14 protein-coding genes and 1 tRNA gene are annotated in these 18,307 nt (G+C 67.6%); 8 read left to right on the top strand and 7 right to left on the bottom strand.

The features are described 5' to 3' along the window. Positions 1 to 43 precede the first annotated feature (43 nt). Genes HUT19_RS32825 through HUT19_RS32810 form a run of 4 tightly spaced genes read left to right on the top strand, consistent with a single transcriptional unit; the run spans position 44 to position 6,427 of the window. Positions 44 to 3,115, top strand: a complete 3,072-nt coding sequence (locus tag HUT19_RS32825; RefSeq protein WP_254885900.1) for a lantibiotic dehydratase — start codon at positions 44 to 46, stop codon at positions 3,113 to 3,115. Continuing rightward, positions 3,112 to 4,341, top strand: coding sequence for a lanthionine synthetase C family protein (locus tag HUT19_RS32820; RefSeq protein WP_176183926.1), 1,230 nt, complete (start codon positions 3,112 to 3,114; stop codon positions 4,339 to 4,341). The genes HUT19_RS32825 and HUT19_RS32820 overlap by 4 nt, the downstream gene beginning before the upstream one ends. A gap of 18 nt (positions 4,342 to 4,359) precedes the next feature. Beyond that, positions 4,360 to 5,241 (top strand): thiopeptide-type bacteriocin biosynthesis protein, encoded by an 882-nt coding sequence (locus HUT19_RS32815; protein WP_176183925.1) that lies wholly within the window; start codon positions 4,360 to 4,362, stop codon positions 5,239 to 5,241. A gap of 37 nt (positions 5,242 to 5,278) precedes the next feature. Continuing rightward, positions 5,279 to 6,427 (top strand): hypothetical protein, encoded by a 1,149-nt coding sequence (locus tag HUT19_RS32810; protein ID WP_176183924.1) that lies wholly within the window; start codon positions 5,279 to 5,281, stop codon positions 6,425 to 6,427. Between the two features lie 120 nt (positions 6,428 to 6,547). On the opposite strand, the gene HUT19_RS32805 is transcribed toward HUT19_RS32810, so the two are convergent. Beyond that, positions 6,548 to 6,685 carry a hypothetical protein gene (locus HUT19_RS32805; protein WP_176183923.1) on the bottom strand — a complete coding sequence of 46 codons (138 nt, stop codon included), beginning with the start codon at positions 6,683 to 6,685 and terminating at the stop codon, positions 6,548 to 6,550. 32 nt (positions 6,686 to 6,717) lie between these two features. Between HUT19_RS32805 and HUT19_RS32800 the strand changes: the two genes are divergently transcribed. Continuing rightward, entirely contained in the window at positions 6,718 to 6,990 is a 273-nt protein-coding gene (locus tag HUT19_RS32800) for a hypothetical protein (RefSeq protein WP_176183922.1), read from the top strand. Between the two features lie 273 nt (positions 6,991 to 7,263). On the opposite strand, the gene HUT19_RS32795 is transcribed toward HUT19_RS32800, so the two are convergent. After that, positions 7,264 to 7,683: an NUDIX domain-containing protein gene (locus HUT19_RS32795; protein ID WP_176183921.1), complete on the bottom strand. Its 420-nt coding sequence runs from the start codon at positions 7,681 to 7,683 to the stop codon at positions 7,264 to 7,266. A gap of 267 nt (positions 7,684 to 7,950) precedes the next feature. Beyond that, positions 7,951 to 9,252, bottom strand: a complete 1,302-nt coding sequence (locus HUT19_RS32790) for a GNAT family N-acetyltransferase (protein ID WP_176183920.1) — start codon at positions 9,250 to 9,252, stop codon at positions 7,951 to 7,953. Positions 9,253 to 9,951: 699 nt separating this feature from the next. Here HUT19_RS32790 and HUT19_RS32785 point away from each other — a divergent pair. Further along, positions 9,952 to 10,251: a hypothetical protein gene (locus HUT19_RS32785; RefSeq protein ID WP_176183919.1), complete on the top strand. Its 300-nt coding sequence runs from the start codon at positions 9,952 to 9,954 to the stop codon at positions 10,249 to 10,251. Positions 10,252 to 10,258: 7 nt separating this feature from the next. On the opposite strand, the gene HUT19_RS32780 is transcribed toward HUT19_RS32785, so the two are convergent. The 3 genes from HUT19_RS32780 to soxR all read right to left on the bottom strand — a co-directional run bounded on the left by HUT19_RS32780 (position 10,259) and on the right by soxR (position 15,318). Then, positions 10,259 to 13,561 carry a type ISP restriction/modification enzyme gene (locus HUT19_RS32780; protein ID WP_254885899.1) on the bottom strand — a complete coding sequence of 1,101 codons (3,303 nt, stop codon included), beginning with the start codon at positions 13,559 to 13,561 and terminating at the stop codon, positions 10,259 to 10,261. Between the two features lie 1,049 nt (positions 13,562 to 14,610). Then, positions 14,611 to 14,687: transfer RNA gene (locus tag HUT19_RS32775), tRNA-Pro, on the bottom strand. A 157-nt stretch (positions 14,688 to 14,844) separates the two neighbouring features. After that, positions 14,845 to 15,318: a redox-sensitive transcriptional activator SoxR gene (gene soxR, locus HUT19_RS32770; protein ID WP_176183918.1), complete on the bottom strand. Its 474-nt coding sequence runs from the start codon at positions 15,316 to 15,318 to the stop codon at positions 14,845 to 14,847. Between the two features lie 160 nt (positions 15,319 to 15,478). On the opposite strand from soxR, the gene HUT19_RS32765 reads away from it, so the two are divergent. Together HUT19_RS32765 and HUT19_RS32760 are read left to right on the top strand one after the other, a co-directional pair. After that, positions 15,479 to 16,198, top strand: a complete 720-nt coding sequence (locus tag HUT19_RS32765; RefSeq protein WP_176183917.1) for a transketolase — start codon at positions 15,479 to 15,481, stop codon at positions 16,196 to 16,198. Between the two features lie 62 nt (positions 16,199 to 16,260). Then, positions 16,261 to 17,172, top strand: coding sequence for a transketolase family protein (locus HUT19_RS32760; protein WP_176183916.1), 912 nt, complete (start codon positions 16,261 to 16,263; stop codon positions 17,170 to 17,172). Positions 17,173 to 17,239: 67 nt separating this feature from the next. Here HUT19_RS32760 and HUT19_RS32755 read toward each other — a convergent pair whose 3' ends face one another. Then, positions 17,240 to 18,181, bottom strand: coding sequence for an alpha/beta fold hydrolase (locus HUT19_RS32755; RefSeq protein ID WP_176183915.1), 942 nt, complete (start codon positions 18,179 to 18,181; stop codon positions 17,240 to 17,242). Between the last annotated feature and the right edge of the window lie 126 nt (positions 18,182 to 18,307).

Raw genomic sequence — 18,307 nt, 5'->3', positions numbered from 1 at the left:
GAACCGCGGTGTCCGGCTGGCTTTGGCCGGACACCGCACTCCGATGGGGGTGCGGGTGTACGAGTACGTCGATGCAGCGATGCTGCGGGCCGTGGCCTGGCCGCCGGGGCACCAGGTCCGGTCATGGCCCGATCCGACCGGAGGTGTGGCGTCCTGGCGGTTGTGGCTGGAGCGGCTGTTGCAGATGCCCGGCTTCGCAGCCGCCTTAGAGCAGGCAAGTCCCGTGCTGGCCCGCAGCGTCTGGGAGATCTGCGACGGAAGGAAGATGCCCGAGCCCGCCGTGCGGAAGGCGGTCCTGGCCGTCATGCGTTACCTGCTGCGCGCTTCAAGCCGGGCCACACCGTTCGGCCTGTTCGCCGGGGTGGCGCCTGCCCGGATCGCTGACGTGCCGACGGTGCACATCGGCACCGGACACCGGGCCGTCGCCAAGCCAGACGCTGCGTGGCTGACCGCGGTGATCGAACGGCTGGAAACCGACCCCGCGCTCCTGCCGCGCCTGACGGTCCAGGCCCACGCGCTGGCGGTCGAGAAGGACGGCCACCTGATTCTCGAACACCGCGGGGGCGGCAGCTCCGGCGGTCCCCCGGCCCACGTCCGGGTCCGCGCCACCACACCCGTCATGTCGGCCATGGACGCGGCACGCCGCCCTATCCGGGCGCAGGACCTCGCGTCCAAGCTCAGCGCCGACTTCCCCCACGTGCCTGCGGAGGTCATCGACAAGCTGCTGGCGGACCTAACTGCCCAGCGCCTCCTGCTCACGAACCTGCGCTGCCCGATCACAACAACAGATGCGCTGGGTCGTCTCCTGAATGCACTCGACGCAGCGGAGGCCGAGAACATTGCCACGGTCGCCAACACCACTGCACAGCTACGCCAGATAGCCGACGCTCTGGCCCGGCACAACACCACCGCCACCCGAGCGCGAGAGCAGCGCGCCCAGCTCACCAACGCGATGCAGAGCCTCAGCTCCTGTTCCGGGCCCGCGCTCGGTGTCGATCTGCGGCTCGAGGGAGAGGTGACGATCCCGTATGCGGTCGCCACCGAGGCCGCGCGGGCGGCGACGGCACTGGTACGGCTGGCCCACCACCCCTTCCTCAGCCGCGCCTGGGCGAGCTGGCACAGCCGCTTCCTGGAACGCTACGGCCCGCGCGCTCTAGTACCGATCCTGGACGCCGTGGACGGCGATACCGGCCTGGGCTATCCGGCCGGCTTCCTCGGCGGGCCACCCGCCCCGGAGAGCGGCCCGTTGGCCGAGCGGGATATGAAACTGCTGGCGCTTGCGCAGAACGCGGCGCTGCGACGCCAGCACGAGATCGTTCTGGACGACGCCATGATCGCCGACCTCACCACAGCAGGCTCCGACATGCGTGTCCAGCCGACCACAGAACTGACCGTGCGCGTCCACGCCTCCAGCACCCGGGCGCTGGGAGCCGGGGAGTTCACGCTCGCGATCACCGGAGTATCGCGCACCGCCGGAACGGTGACCGGCAGGTTCCTGGGCCTCCTCGGCCCCGGTGACCGCGAGCGGATGGCGAAGGCGTATGCGGCCGCGTCCGCCGCGACCGAGGGTGCCCTGACCGTACAGATCTCCGCACCCCCGCTGCATGTGGACACCGAGAACGTCGCGCGAGCTCCCCGGGCGATGCCCGCCGTCCTTGCCGTTGGCGAGTGCCACGACCACGACGACAACGGGAGGGTGCTCCTGGAAGACATCGTCGTCACCGCGGACGCGCAACGCCTCTACCTGATCTCGCGGACCCGGCACCGGCCGCTTGAGTTCGTGACCCTCAATGCAGTGGAGCCGGTTCACCGCACGCATCCGCTGGTCCGGTTCCTCACCGAGGTCACCAACGCGATGAGCGTCCCGTGCACGACCTTTGACTGGGGAGCCGCGACGAACCTGCCTTTCCTCCCCGCGCTGCGTTACCGACGAACGATCCTGTCCCCGGCGCGCTGGCTGCTCACGGCCGCTGAACTGGCCGCCCGCGAGGCAGACGGGGCCCAGTGGGACCGTTCCCTGGCCGCATGGCGGGACCAGGTGGCTGCTCCGAGCACGGTCTATGCCGGGGACGGTGACCAGCGCATCCGCCTGGACCTGACCGAGCCTGCGCACCGGGCGCTGCTGCGCGCGCAGGTGCAGCGCGACGGCGCCGCCGTACTCCGTGCGGAAACGGCCGCTGATGCGGGATGGATCGGCGGGCGCGCCCACGAGCTCGTCATCCCTCTCGCCGTGGGCGGCGAGCCGCAACGAGCACCGCAGTGGCTGGACGGCGGGCAGAGCGTCGGGCGCGAGCATGGTCACCTCCCCGGTTGCGATGGGCGTTTCCTCATCAAGCTCTACGGCCGCCCCGACCGCTTCGGCAGCATTCTCACCCGCCATCTTCCGGGCCTGCTCACCGAACTGGACAGTAGAGCGCGGTGGTGGTTCCTGCCCTACCGCGACCCCGACGACCATTTGCGGCTGCGCCTGGTCGTGCCGACCGACCGCGCCACGAGTACCCCCGCAGCGATCGGTGCCTGGGCCCGGAGACTGCGCCAGGCCGGGCTGATCTCCCGGGTGCAGTGGGACACCGATTTCCCCGAGACCGCCCGCTTCGGAGGCACCCTGGCGATCGACGCCGTCGAGGCGTACTTCGCGGCGGACTCGGAGGCTGCCGTCGCACAGATCGCTTGCAGCGTGACGAAAGGCAGTCCCGATACACGGGCCCTGACCGCCGCCAGCCTGCTCGACCTCACGACCAGCCTTATTGGGAACCCCGCCGAAGCGATGACCTGGCTGATCGACCACGCCCGGACCACCAGCACAGCTCCCGCCCGGGCCCTGTACGACCAGGCGGTCACCCTGGGGAACCCCCACGGCCACGGGCATCTGGCCCGGCAGCCTGGCGGCGAGCGGATCGTCGCCCGCTGGGCCCAGCGGCGCGAAGCGCTGGCCGCCTACAAGGCCGTGCTCGACACGGCGAGCACGGCCCGCGCGACCACTCTGCTGCCCGAACTGCTGCATCTGCACCACACCCGCATATCCGGACTCGACCTGGACGCAGAACGCCAGTGCCTGCACCTGGCCCGCGCCGCAGCGTTGAGCTGGACAGCACGAGGGAGAAGCGGCTCATGAGACCGATACCGCAGGCGCTGGCCGCCGCCGACACCATCGTCGCGGCGCTGACCGACCCGCACACCGCCTGGGCCGCAGCATCCAGTGGGCGAGCGTGGCCGCAATCGCTGGCCGGCGGCGCAGCGGGCATCGCCCTGCTCCACATCGAACGAGCCCACACCGGCCACGGCGACTGGATCACCGCGCACACCTGGATATCCCGGGCAGCCTCCGAGGACCTGACCGCCGCCTCCAACGCCAGCCTCTACCTCGGGGCTCCGGCCCTGGCCTTCGTCCTGCATGCCGCCGCAGGCTCCACCGGCCGGTACCGGAACGCGCTGGAGAAACTGAACGAAGCCACCATCGCAGTCACCCGTCGGCGCCTGGCCCACGCTCACGCCCGCATTGGCCGAGGCGAACGCCCCGCCATGCAAGAGTTCGACCTGATCCGCGGGCTCGCTGGGCTGGGCGCCTACCATCTCGTACGCCAACCGCACCACGAGATCACCGCCGATGTGCTGGCCTACCTGGTGCGCCTGACCGATCCCCTTCCCGAGGAAGGCGACCTCCCCCCGTGGTGGACCGACGTGTCCCCCAGCGGCGAGTCGAACCCGGCCTTCCCCGGAGGACACGGGAACTTCGGGCTGGCCCACGGCATCGGCTCCGTCCTCGCCCTGCTCTCGCTAGCTCTGCTGCGCGGCCTCCCCGTCCCCGGGGCACCGGAGGCGATCAGGCGGATCTGCGCGTGGACCGACCAGTGGCGCCAGCAGGACGACACTGGACCCTGGTGGCCGGGTCTCATCTCAATCGAACAGGCGACCGGCGGACATATCGATCCGGCTCTGCGGCCCCGGCCCTCCTGGTGCTACGGCGTCAGCGGCACCGCCCGCGCACACCAGTTGGCTGGCCTGGCATTGGGCGAGCCAACACGCGTACAGGCCGCCGAGAACGCCATTCTTGCGGCCCTGCGCGACCCGATCCAACTGGAGCTGCTCCCCGAGATCGGGCTGTGCCACGGAACGGCCGGACTGCTCCACGCCGCGTGGCGGATGGCCGACCAGACGAGGAACCCCGCGATCACTGCAGAGCTGCCGCACTTGGCCGACCGTCTGATCGTCGCGCTCGGCCGGCCCGACCACGATCCCGAACTGCTCGATGGAGCCGCTGGAGCGGCCCTCGCCCTGCACACCATAGGTACCGGAATCGCACCCGCATCGCACTGGGACACCTTTCTCGCTCTGGCTTGATCATCCTGGAGACGTCTGATGGACAACTCGCCCGCGTGGCACCAGGTCAACATCGCCTTCCCCGACTGGAGCCGAGCCGAGCACACCGCTCTGACCCGCCTCACCCCCCTCCTGTGCACTGCCGAGGACGAAGGCGCGATCAACACGTGGTTCCTCATCCGTAAAATCCCGTGCTGGCGGGTGCGCTACCTGCCCGGCCCCGACACCGAACACGACCGCATCGGCCGGGAGCTGGACGCTCTGACAGCCGCAGGGCACATCGCCGACTGGACACCGGCCATCTATGAACCCGAAGTGCACGCCTTCGGCGGAGTCGAAGGTATGGCAGCGGCCCACCGCCTCTTCCACCGCGACAGCCGTGGCCTCCTGACCTACCTCCAGGGCGGGGGCGGAGCCAAAAACGGACACCGTCGGGAGATGTCCCTCATGCTGGGCAGCATCCTGATGCGTTCTGCCGGCCTGGACTGGTACGAGCAGGGCGATGTCTGGGCGCGGGTTGCCGCCCACCGAGCACTGCCCACCACCTCCGACCAGAGGAGCTCCGACCGACTGCAAGCCGCCGTGCACCGGCTGATCACCGTGGACGCGGAAGACCAGATGAGCGAGGGCGGGCCCCTGGCCCATGCCGCGGGATGGGCCTGCGCCTACGCCGCCGCCGGGCAGGAGCTGGCCCACCTCGCCGCCTCAGGAGCACTGCACCGCGGACTGCGCAACATCCTGGCCCACCACGTGATCTTCGCCTGGAACCGGATCGGCCTGCCCTACGCCACTCAGGCCGCCCTCGCAGCCACCGCCACGACCGTCATATTCGGCCCCGACCCCACCGCAGAAGACGGCGTCGGCGCGGTGAACACCGACACGACCGCCACCGCCAGCGGCCCGCCCTCGGCACCCCACTGAACCGCGTCATCCCCGCTCCTCCTACCACCGGGGACCCATGGACCCAAACGGACCTATCGCCCAGCGCTTCCCGCTCGTCGCCCGCCCCCGTCCCGCCTGCCGACCGCTGCCCGAACGCGTGCACGCCCTGGTCGACCTTGCCGACACCGCAGCGCGCCAGTCCGACCCAGGAATCGCCTCGACCGTCTACAACCAGTCGGCTCTCATCGCATCCGACCTCAACATTCCCGAACTCGCTCGGGATCTGTGTTACCAGCACGCCAACGCCTACCTGCACGCCTGCCCCCTGCCCGGAAAGAGCGCCATCCGAGGACTGGAACCCGTCGTCAACCTGGCCCGCTTGCAGATCCGCGCAGGGAAGACCGACGACGGCCGACAACGCCTCCTCACCCTGTACGAAGCCGTCAGCACGGGCACGGCCGCACAATTCGATACCGTCGCCCTCCCCGCGCACCTCACCGCGACACCGGAAGACCGCAACCAGGTCCGAGCTTGGCTGTGGGCGGTCCTCCTCGCCGATGGCACGCGAACCCTCACCACCAAGGGACGCTGGGACGAGGCGCTTGCCCACATCAAGGAACACCGCGGCGTGGGCAACCGGATGCTCGATGGACGACAAGTCGCGGTCCTCGCCGCCCTTGTCGCAGGCGACCTCGCCCGCGCCGCAGCTCTCCTTGAAGACACCGCTCCCGGCCAACCATGGGAGCAAGCCGTGACAGCGTGCCTCATCGCGCTATGGCGTCGCGCCGCCAGGCAGCCGGCCGACCGCCACCCGCACGGCCTGGCAGACATCTACGCCGAGCTGGAGCCCGAACTCGGCATGGCCGTCTTCGACGCACGCCTCGGACTGACGATCTTGGATATCATCGGCAGCGACGAGGAGCCCGTCGCGCACCGCGTCGTCGACGAACTGCACCGCCGTGCGACAACACTGAACGATGGATATGCCGCCCGCGAGAACCTGACCCACCCCTTGTTCACCGCTCTCGCCACTGAGGCACAGCAGAAGAGTTGCCGCGACATCGTGGACGTGTGCGCACTCGGAGCTGGAAAGCTCCCTGACGAGCTGCGTAACCAACTCGCCATGGCGCTGCGGACGAGCGACCGCACGATCCGGAAAAGCGCTCGCTACCTGTACATAGCCGCGCCCACATCCAGAGCGGATTGTCCAACTGGGCAAAAATGATCACGGTCGGCCTTCGCTTTCAACCGCCTCGGAGCGCCTTCTGGCGAGCAGGCCACTGCCGCATGGCTGGGCGACCAAGTCGCCTTCGGCGAAGGGGAAGCAGCCAACGCGCCTACGCACCTACGCACCCCCGAAGTCATCGCCGCATTCCGGGACACCGATAGCCACCCGTTCCTCCCCGGCGTCGACTTCAAGGCCGCGTACGCCGAGGACGCGGTGCCCATCAAGCACGACGACCGGCCAGATGATCTCCTCCATCTCCGCCGAGCGCTACACCCACTACCCACAGCATGCCGGTCACTCCTCAGGCAGAACGTTTCTCCGAGGGCGACGCCGAGGCCGACCCGGGCGTGGGCGAGCAGATGCAGGACCTCCCGTTCGGTGTGCCCGTCTTCGAGCCGCGCTTCGAGACGGGCGACCAGCGGCCACCGTTCGACGACGGCTGCGGAGGCGTGACCGCTCTGGCGGGCGATTTCGGCGAGGCGGACCGTGGACTGTCCGAACTGAACCATCGCCCGGTGGTCGGTGTCAGCCGGATCGGTGACACCCAGGATGTGCGGTAGCAGCCGCAACTGCTCGGAGACACGGGGGAGGGAACCCACATCACCCAAGGTCTTCTTCCGGAGTTCAAGGACCGAGATGCAGGTCTTGTCGTAGCCGAGAAGGTCTCCCAGTTCGGTTTGGGTCAGGCCGTGGACGGTTCGATGGAAGCGCAGGATCGCACCGAAATCGCCGCTGCCCAAGATAGTGCTGGCCTGCGGGGTGACCCAGTGCCACACCACGTGCTGAGCCGAGGGACGGGACGCCGGCAAACATTCGGGGGCGGCCACGGCCTGTTACATCCGCCCGTACCAAGTGGCGATGGACTCCTTATACCCCTCGGGCATGGTGAGTTCCGGGACCTCGGCCTCCGTGAACAGTCCGATCTGCTGGTGCTCATGGCTGAGCACCGGGTCCACTTCCGGCGTGAGGACCGTGCAGCCATAGGTGACGATCAGGACGCGTCGTTCCGGGCGGGTCTGCGGAAGCGGCTGGTAGATCCAGACGTCCAGCAGCGGCCCCGCCTTGACCCTCCAACCGGACTCTTCCTGCAGTTCGCGCTCCACCGTGCACTCGGGGCTGATATCTGCTGCCTCCAGTCGGCCGCCGGGCAGCTCCCACTCGTCACGTTCGTTCTTCAGCAGCAGCACCCGACCGCGCACGTCCAGGGCGACGCCTTTGACGGAGACGGGCCAGGCGGGGGGCGTGTGCGTCATGAGAATCCCTCGCAGTGCGGGGCAGTCCCTGAGTGTTCGGACCGTAGCACGGGGCGTTCAACCCTCCCTGCTCTTGGGCGATTTACCTGAGTCGACAATCTGTACTAGTGGACGCGGCCGAGCTCTGCGGCGATCTCGTCAGCAGAACTCCATAAGTCGGGCACGACGCACTTTGCGTTACTGGTCTGCCTCGTTTCGGCTCCGCCACAGCTCAGCGCCTCTTCCTGGGTTGATCTGCGCAATCACTCCGGAGTGTTGCAGGACTGTTCAGCTGACCCAGATGCCATCGGGTGAGAGTCGGCGAGCAAGGCGCTGGCCCGCGGCGCTTACGGGAGTCGACCAGGACACATCCGCGACCTTGCATCCAAAGTCAGTGGCGAGTGCCTGTACGAGCGTGGCACCAATGCCACGGTGTCGATAGCTATCTGCTACCCAAATCAAGATAATTCGGGGGCGCAGGGTGGCGTCCGCATCCCTGCACGTGGAACCGTCGATGAGATCCCAACGGCGGTGCTCGTTGGTGTCGTGGGCGGCCACGTAGCCGATGATGCACTCGTCCACTTTTAACAGATATGCGCGATAGTTGTCCGTAGTCGCTTCAGGCTCACCTAAGTGGGACCACGACGGGAAGTCGTAGTTATACTCCCTCTGCGGCATACGCGCCACTTGGTGGGCCAACTTCCGCCACGAAATGGGTGACTGCGTTGTGACAATTGCCAGGTCACCCCACCAGTCAAGCCCCTTCGACACCCGCACGCCTAGCGCCCAAGCCACATGATGCACGCGGTGGACGTTGTCATCATCCCCCGTATCCCGAAGTCGCATGCCGCAGGGGCACTCATGGCTACTCGCGGTCTCCAACTGCTGGAATTGGACTGGTATCGCGCCGCGGCTAAGATCCTCGCCACTACCTCCCACCCAAGGCCGGAAGGGTGCATCATCCGACTCGACGTAACCAGTCCAGCGGTCCACCCACCCCGGATATTGCTCGGGGAACATCTCACGAATCTGTTTCTGAGCCGCTGACAGTGTGGGGCGAACCCACACACTGCCAGCCGTCGCCCGACCGTTGAGGCGCAGACCGCACTTCGTTGCCTTGGCTCGCAGGAACTTCAAGAACACCCCGGGGGGTGAATCGAAGTCGACTCCGCGGATCAGCTCTCGCTCACCAGGACCGAGCCATTCATCGACGGGTAATGCGAGGCGGTCGGCGAGTACGTGTAATCCGCTGTAATTGTGTTCGAGCTCAGCAGCGCGCAATGCTTCGACCGTAGCCTCGACGTCTCGGAACCTAGCGCACAAATCGATCCAGCGAGGACCGTTCCCGAAGTAAAAGGAGCCTTGGTAACCGTCATATCGAATGCGGTCTATCGCCGCATAGCGCGCCCTGTTGACTGCCTCGATGTAGTCCGCAGGTAAAGTTGGTTCGCTGCCCCGTGAGGATTCGGCATCGACGTAGTTATCTCGGTCGAGCTGAACGGTGGCGAACCAGCGTAATGCCCGGACTCGGAACTTCCGGGTATCCCGACTGCTTGCATCAGCGACAAGGTGGATAGTCCGCTCGGTCATGCATTCTACTCCATGGCTCTAGCCGGATCGGTCAGACCCATCATTCCTGCCTGTGCAACCCTCGGGAAGAGCACGGATCTGGAAGTGTCCATGCTGTCCGTCGTGCGGCACGCCCCCGCCACACCGCCGACGCCGTGCCCCCGGATTGAGTTCCCTCCCAGCCCAGAAGTAGCGGAGGTCTTGTTCGACGCAATCACTGTAATGCCGGCCCCCGCGCGGGAGGTGTCCGGGCTGTCCGGTCACAGACGGCTGCAACACCCAGGGTGTTGCAGCCAGTCGGCGAAGCCGACCTCTCGGCGCAGGCACCAGAGGCGACTTCCGATCTTGGCTGCAGCAGCGGGGACGGAACTTCCCTGCCTGGTCAAGAGCGGCCCGCCCGCTCCATCCGATCGCGCAGAGCGCCTGCGGTCCAAGGCGCGCCCTCTTCACAGCAAAAGAAGGGGGGCACGAGCGCAGGCGGGTAGCCGTTGGTGGGCGGCGCCTTCACAGACGGGCCGTGCGCACAGAGCCCCGAGCAACCCGGGGATACTGATCTGATTCAGGTGGAAGTTGGGTCGAACTCGGCCCTGATGCACGGGACTGACCCCCTGTGCTGCTAGACATGCAACCGTGCACTCAGCTCTCTCCCCTTCGCAGCTTCAACTTCTGCAACACCTCATGCTCGCCGAGGTTCCACACCCCGATACGGATCCCATGGCGGTGGCTGTCCGAGACCTCGAAGAAGCGAGCATCGCGGACGACGTGCGAACTCTCAGCTGGATGGGACTGGTGGAGACCCGGGGTGAGCGCCTGGCCATCACGCCGCGCGGACGGGCAGTGCACTTCGAAGCCGAGTGCGCCGTGCTCTCGGCGCGCCTGGCCGAGGTGAGCGTCTTCGCCGACGCCCTCCAGCGACGCACACCCTCTCTCGGTGCAGAACTACACGCGCTCCGCCAACTCGCCGACGGGGCATGGAGCGTGACGGAGGCGGTGGCATACGTGGAGCGCTGTGCCCACTGACCAGGCTCTACGCCTCCTCGCCGGCCTCAGTGGGGAGTACGACTCGGCGGTGAGGTTTGCGGGCCTTGTCGGCGACCGGCAGGATGCCGACCTTCTCAAGGTCGATTGTAGTAATAGTGGGAGCGGCGAGGACGCGGTCCAGCAGGCCCTGCTGGGTGGGCGCGAGGTCAACAAGTCGGCGCAGCACGGAGAGCAGTTCTCTGAGCTCCCGCGACCAGTCAGCTGGCCAGGACTCGACATGCAGGTCGTCCAAGGGGCTGGTCTTGCGGCTGTTGGGGTTGGCTTTTCGGTAGCCGAACCATTTCTTGACGATCTGCATGCCGCCGACGTCGTAGTTCCATACCTCGGCGGGGACAGGGCTGACGTGCCCGCCGCCCAAGTGCAGGGTGCCGGTCAACTCGGCGTACCGGATTTCGGCGGGGACTTCCGCCCCTATGTGCTGGTCGTAACGGAGCCGACGCGCATCGCCTAGCGGAAAGAGGACGTCTCCGGCCGGTCGGCCATCTTCTGGATCGACATAGCGCTCCCCGTACGTCGAGGCCCACAAGAGGCGTTTGCCCAGTTGCACCGCTTCGTACCACAGGGCGGAATCGCGGGTGAGCGGCAGCCGCACGCCCGGGGTGAGGAGCTCCTCGGTGAACCGCTTGGTGAACCCGGCGTGCCCGGCAACAGCCGCCGCGTATGCAGCCAGATCGTGCACCGTGACGTGGTCAAGGCCAAGTTCGGCGGCGAGGTACGCGAGGAGGCGTGGATGCACGTTGGGGGTACCGTCCGGATGGAGGATCGGCATGACCTTGCCACCACGGCCGTTGAAATGGTGGGTGTCAGGGAGCAGGGAGGTAGCGACGATCGCCGGCCCGGTTTCGATCTCGTGCGAGGACTGCTGGTTCAGGAAGAGCTGATCTGGCTGCATGGCTTCCCACAATGCAGGCCGGGCGAAGTCGATGACACGGCTATCAGAGATCAGCCACTGCCGGTCGAAGCTTCGCATGGCGATACGCACCAGGTCAGGTGCCAGGTCTGTTTCGTCCGCGAGCTCCTGGGTGTGCTTAGGCTGCCCGGGCAACGGATCCCTGCTGGCGTGCAGCGAACGGTCCCTTGTCTCCTTGAGCAGCTCCGCCTTCTTGGCCGGATCGTTTTCGTGGATCAGACGCGCCCATCGCTTCTCAAGCACCTGCCTGCTGGGGCCGTTGACCCAGGACCGATTGGCAGTGATGCCCAGGCTCCCCCAGCAGAAGAGATCGTGGAGAGCAGGGTAATCCTCCCACCCCGTCTCAGTGGTGGGACGGAAGGGGCGGATGGCATCCGAGTGCGTGTCCTGCCAGCCGTCGTCGTCCAGTCGGATCTCCTTGAGCTGGCGGTACTTGACGCCTCGCTTGCCGTGTACGGCGCGGTAATGGATACGGGCGGGTCGCTCAGGGTCGGTGTCTTTACTGCGGACAAAAACGCAGATGGCCAGCGGCTGGGCGACACCCGGGAAAATCCGGCTGGCCACATCCGGGCGGTGCCCTTCTGGAGACAGGTCGATGATCCAGCCCTCGTCACAGGTGCGCCGCAGGTAGTCCCGCATGCCACGCCCGCCGGGCCCAGTGGTGAAGCCAGAGGGCGTAATGAAGCAGACGACTCCCTGCTGATCCTGTGGATGGGCGTCGAAGACCTTCCACGTCGCCCAGCGCCAGAAGTAGACGTAGAGGTTCTTCAGCACGTGCTCATAGCGCCCGTTGCCAGGCCACTTGAAAGCCTCGATGGGAGCCACGCCCTGCGCGGGTGTGCCCTTCTCGACCCAGCCGCCGCGGCCCTTGGCCTTGTCGTCGTAGGGAGGGTTGCCGATCGCCACGGTGACTGGCGTGCTGGCCTTCACCCGGTTCGCCCGTTTACGGGACTCCGAGATCACCCCATACGTCGAGGCGAGGGTTTCCTCGGCCAGATAAGGGTCGTCCAACGTATCGGTGACGAACAGCTTCATCCCATCCGGCGGTGCGACCGCTTGATGCCGCTTAAGTAGATCCGACGTCCGCAGCTCGGCGACAGCAAAGGGCCCCATCTGCAGCTCGAACCCAATCAGACGCTTCGCCAGATCACCTATCGCATCCGGCGTTGCACCAGGGCCGATGTTCTCCGCCGCCCACGCGGCGACATGCTCAATGACCGTGTGAAGGTAGGTGCCCGTCCCCATCGCTGGATCGACGATGCGCACGCTCTCGTCCGCATATCCGTCCGAGAGGCCCAAGCGGGTACGCAGCACGTCCTCGGTGAGGCGCACCATCTCCTCAACCACTTCGCGCGGGGTGTAGTACGAGCCGCTCTTCTGCCGCAGCTTCTCGTCGTACACCTCCAGGAACGACTCGTACAGGTGCAGATATGCATCCCGCCGGCCCTTACGAATCGCCGCCCAGTCAACCGCGTCAATCACCTGAATCAGCAGATCGAGGCTGACCTCGAAGCTCACCGTGATGTTGTCGGTGAGGAGCTGAAGGGCTTTGCCCATCAAGGCATGTCCGGCATCCAGCCGCCGACCGACCTCATGCAGCCCCACCCCCTTCAAGGAGATGTCCTCGGTGCGTGCCAGCAGCAGAGCGAAAGTCACTGCCTGGGCATAACCGTCGGCGAAGGTGGCATCATCGGCCGTCGGAAAGAGCAGCTTGCGCCAGTCGTTCTTCAGCCCCGTGAACCGCAACTCCTCAGGACGCGCGCCCTCCGCCGCATACCGCCCCTCGAACTCCAGTTGCTCCAGGACCGCCGCGCGCAGGAGGCGGCACAGCGGCGCAGTGCGCCGAACCAGAGCGGAGGCTTGGCGGATTGGCTCGGGAACCCAGTGCAGGAAGGTCCGCAGGAGGCTGTTGAACGCTGCAGGCTCACGGGCGGTTAACGACCGTCCTGCACTGGCCAAGTCGCCCTCGAAGACGACCGGAGTGCCGATCTGCTCCCCGGTGCGGAAAAGCCGCCACTCCGTGCCGTTGGTGTAGAGCACGTTCGGCAGGTCGCGCAGTCGCTCCCACTGCTTCTTGTTACGCCCCGTGAACTTCTCCGGATCAACAGGATGACCGGGGCGCTTGACCTCGATGTAACCGACGATGTCGCCGTGTACCTCGACCGCATAGTCGGGGCGCACACCTACATCACGCAGGGGCGTTTCCGAGTGCCACAGAACGCCGTCCAAGGCATCGTGACTGCCCACAGTCTCTAGGAGCTTCTGCATCGGCGGGCGGATGGACGCCTCGGGGTCGCCCGGTCCGTTCACCATGTCCTTGCACGACGCACCGAAGGTCGATATGGCTTCCGAGAGCCAGCCGAACTGCTCCTGCGTCAATGTTGCACCCCCACGCACTGCCGATCACGACTTGATAGTATGTCAGGTCCGCAAGAAGAGCGAAACGAAGTCCCAGCGCAGCTTACGAAGTTGAGGGAAGAGCTTGGAGTATGGCTCGGTCGACGCTCCGCGCAGACGTAGAGGATCAGGCGAGGTCGCCAGAACGGAACCGTTGCCCTTGGGTCCCAGCTCTCGTCGACGCCGCCCCGTGCCTCGTCGACCTTTCGGTGCATGTAGTCCACTAGGTTCAGCCCGTAGTAGACGATGCCGGTCTGCCACATCGAGAGCACCGGATGCCCGAAGCTTTTTGCGGTCAGCGCAGGGGCTCAGCCGTAGCGAGCGCGGGCTCGTGCGACACACCCACCGACACACCGCCGGAACTCCACCACATGCCATACCTACTTCCCCAACTGCGCCCACCCCTCAGTCAGCAAGAACGCACGAACGCCCCACCGTGCAAGTGATGCGTCCTGACGCCACCCCATCGACCTCTCATCGGAATTGCTTGGCACACTATTTTGCCTCCCCTGAAGCCTCTCCCGGATGTCTCACTACGGCGCTACAGAGCCGACTACCGCGCTCACGCCCTGGGAGTGCCCCGTCCGCCGCCCAGCGCAAAGGGGCTTTGCCCCACCTTGGCGCGGCAAGCATCAGGCGACCGGAGAGCCCGAGTGATCACGGGCCTGCCAAGACGGGCTGCCCAGCGTCGCCAGCGTGGTCGGGCCTCCCCTGCCGCATGGGGAGCAGGAAGCCGGGCTCCCACTCCGAAAGGAGGTCGGAAACCGTCAAGGGGTTCTTATGCCTCTCGATGGCGAGAGCATCCATACCGGCGGGGTGACCTCGGCGACCTACGGTTGACGACGGCGCCCGGTGGCGCGGTACCGCGCGACAGGTCGACCGGATCGGGCGACGGACAAACCGGACGGGATTGACCCATCTGCGAGTTGGGAGCACGAGGGCTCCCAGAGGGCTCCCCATCGCTCCCAGTCCGGGAACGACAAAGGCCGCTTCCGCTACCCGCGGAAACGGCCTCCGACCTGCAAAAACGCTGGTCGGGACGACAGGATTTGAACCTGCGACCCCTTGACCCCCAGTCAAGTGCGCTACCAAACTGCGCCACGTCCCGGTGCTTGTTCGGCATGGGATCTCGCCCTCGCCGACCGCGCACGAGAACAATACCGCACTTCAGGGGGTGGTCGCTGCCACCCGGGGACAGGCGATGGATCTCCGCCAGGTGGGCGGCGGCTCGGCGGGGGTGGCGGGGTGGGCGTACCCAGCAAGGGTCACGCTGGGTGGTCGGATGGTGGCAATTCGTCGCCGAGGAGGTAGCGGGCACCTGGGCCGTGGGTGGAGGCGGTGTCGGAGGGGTTGTAGAGGGAGCATTTGCGCAGGGACAGACAGCCACAGCCGATGCAGCCGGTGAGTCTGCGCTTCAGCCGTTCCAGGTCGGCGATCTGCTGGTCGATGCGGTGGGACCAGGTGCGCGCGACGGCGTTCCACTGGGTGGCGTTGGGGGCGCGGTCGGCGGGGAGGCGGTCGAGGGCGGCGCGGGTTTCGTCGAGGGAGAGGCCGACCTGCTGGGCGGCCCGGATGAAGGCGACGCGCCGAAGGGTGGAGCGGGCGAAGCGGCGCTGGCGGCCGGTGGTGCGCTGGGAGTGGATCAGGCCGAGTTCCTCGTAGTAGCGCAGGGCCGAGGTGGCCAGGCCGCTGCGGGCGGCCAGTTCACCGATGGTGAGGAGGTCGGAGGTCGACGTCATGGCGGTCGATCCTAAGACGGTTCCAGGGCGGGCCCGGGGTCGGCCCGGGGTCGGCCCGGGGTCGGCGCCGGGCCGTTCCAGGGGCAGCCTCGGAGCGGCGCCGTTACCGTGATCCCTGCGCGCTTGACTTCAAGTCCACTTGAAGTTGCACGCTCTTCCCATGACCTCTACCGCAGTTCACAGCGCATACGCTTACACCGATCTTCAGCGGCTGATGGGCCTGATGACCGGCGACGAGAAGCACGGTCCGGCGGCCACCTCCACGCTGGACGCGCTCTGGGTGCTCTACGACCGGGTGCTGCACGTCTCGCCGGAGGGCGTGGATGACCCCGAGCGTGACCGGTTCCTCCTCTCCAAGGGGCACGGGCCGATGGCGTACTACGCGGTGCTCGCCGCCAAGGGGTTCTTCAGCGAGTCGCTGCTGCCGGGCTTCGGGTCCTATGACTCCCCGCTCGGGCACCATCCGGACCGGCTGCTGGTGCCCGGTGCCGAGATCGGCAGCGGGTCGCTCGGGCACGGGCTGCCGCTGGCGGTGGGGACCGCGCTCGGGCTGCGGGCGCAGGGGCGCACCGGGCCCGCGGTGTGGGTGCTCATCGGCGACGCGGAGCTGGACGAGGGCAGCAATCACGAGGCGATCGCGTACGCCGGGGCGGTCGGCCTGGAGCGGCTGCACACGCTCGTGATCGACAACGCATCCGCCACCCACGGCTGGCCCGGCGGTATCGCCTCCCGCTTCGCGACCGAGGGATGGTCCACGACCACCGTGGACGGGCGTGATCACCAGGCGCTGTACGAGGCATACACCGCACCGCACCCGGGGCGGCCGCACGCCGTCGTCGCCCGGGTGGAGGCCAAGCACCGGGTCGAGCCAAGGAGCTGAACCCCGCCCGACCTCCCGCACCAGCCATCTTCTCGGTTTTCGATGTGAAAGGACCCCGTGTCATGGACACCATGCGTGAGCGCTTCGCCTCCACCGTCTCCCGTCTGCTCGACGACGACCCCCGGCTGGCCGTCGTGCTCGCCGAGATCGGCATGGCCGACTTCGCTGGCGCCCAGCGTGCTCATCCCGATCGTGTGATCAACGTGGGCATCCGGGAGCAGCTGCTGGTCGGGGTGGGCGGTGGGCTGGCGCTGACCGGGATGCGGCCGATTCTGCACACGTTCGCCAGCTTTCTGGTCGAGCGCCCCTTCGAGCAGCTCAAGCTGGACTTCGGGCACCAGGGCACGGGCGGGGTGCTGGTGAGCGCGGCCGGTTCCTACGACTGGCCCGCGGGCGGCTTCACCCATATGTCGCCCGGGGACATCGCCCTGCTGGACACCCTCGACGGCTGGACCATGCATGTGCCCGGCCACCCCGACGAGGCCGAGTCCCTGCTGCGGCACGCCGCCGCGGCGGACGACCCGGTCTACGTCCGGCTGTCGGCCCACACCAACGCCGCGCCGCGCCCCGTCGCACCCGGCCGTCTCCTGACCGTTCGGGAGGGGCGCGGCGGCGTGGTGATCGCGGTCGGGCCGATGCTCGACAACGTGCTCGCCGCCGTCGAGGGGCTGGATGTGACCGTGCTGTACGCCACGACCGTCCGCCCCCTCGACGAGCGCTCGCTGCGCGCCGCCGTCGGGAGGGGCGCCGGGGCGGGCGCAGGAGCGGAGGTCGTGCTCGTCGAGCCGTATCTCGCCGGCACCTCGACCACCGCCGTCAACGACGCCCTCGCCGATCGGCCGCACCGGGTGCTCGGGCTCGGCATCGGACGGCGCGAGCTGCGCCGCTACGGCACCATCGACGAGCATCTCGCCGGTCAGGGGCTGGACCCCGGCTCGCTCCGGCAGCGCATCTCAGGCTTCCTGGTCCGGTGAAGCGGGTCCGGTGAAGCGGGTCGGGTGAAGCGGGTCCGGTGAGGCCGACTCGCGTGCTCCCGCCTCCTCAGATGTGCTTCTCCAGCCAGCCCAGCAGGTCCGCCTGCACCTCGTCCCGGTTCGTCTCGTTGAGGATCTCGTGCCGGGCCCCGTGGTATCCCCGCCAGCTCAGATCCCGCGTACCGATGTAGCGGAAGTCCTCGAGCAGTTCGTAGACGAGGGTCATGCGCTGGTTGCAGGGGTCCTCGGTGCCCACCGCCAGGTGCACCGGCAGGTCGGCCGGGATCCGGGCCTGCTGGCGCGGGTCGTTGATCTTGCGCACCGCGCGGACCCAGTCCAGGGCCAGACCGGCGCTGAACGGGAAGCCGCACAGGTCGTCCGCGGCGTACGCCGCCACCTCCGCCGCGTCCCGTGAGAGCCATTCGAAGCCCGTGCCGAACTCGTACGGGTCGTTGAACGACGCGAAGAGGGAGGGGGTGAAGGTGGACAGCGCGGTACGGCCGCCGGTCGCGACCTCCTCCCCGATCCGCGCCATCGCGTCCTCGATCTCGGCACCCGGGAGGGCGCGGAAGGTCCCCGAGAGAACCAGCCCGGCCAGTTCCGCGCCGTACTCCTGGGCGCAGTCGCGTGCCAGCATCGAACCCATGCTGTGGCCGAAGAGCACCAGCGGCAGCCCGGGGTGCTCGGCGCGGGCGCGGTCGCCGATCGCGCGCAGGTCCGAGACGATCGCCCGCCAGCTGTCGCCCTCCTCACCGGCGACCCCGAGGCCGCCCGTGGACGCCGCTGTGGCTCCGTGGCCGCGGTGGTCCGAGGCCACGACGGCGTAGCCGTGCCCGCTCAGGAAGCGGGCGAACCGGTCGTAGCGCTGGGCGTGTTCGGCGGCGCCGTGGGCGATCTGGACGATCGCGCGCGGCGCTCGGCCCTCCGGCAGCCAGGTGTACGTCGCGATGCGCGCACCGTCCGGGGTGGGCAGTGGGTCGGTGCGGTAGGTGGTGCCGCCTGTTGGCATACGGTCTCGTCCTCCTGGGGTTGAGAGTTGGAGTTCTGCTTGAGCGGTTCTTGAGAGGTTGTGGAGTCCAGGTCGAGGAAACCTCGAGCCGGGGCAGGGAACGGAAGCCCACTCTCCCTTTACCGG

The organism is Streptomyces sp. NA02950 (assembly GCF_013364155.1).
Classification (GTDB): Bacteria; Actinomycetota; Actinomycetes; order Streptomycetales; family Streptomycetaceae; genus Streptomyces.
This window is presented reverse-complemented; position numbering and strand designations above follow the sequence as displayed.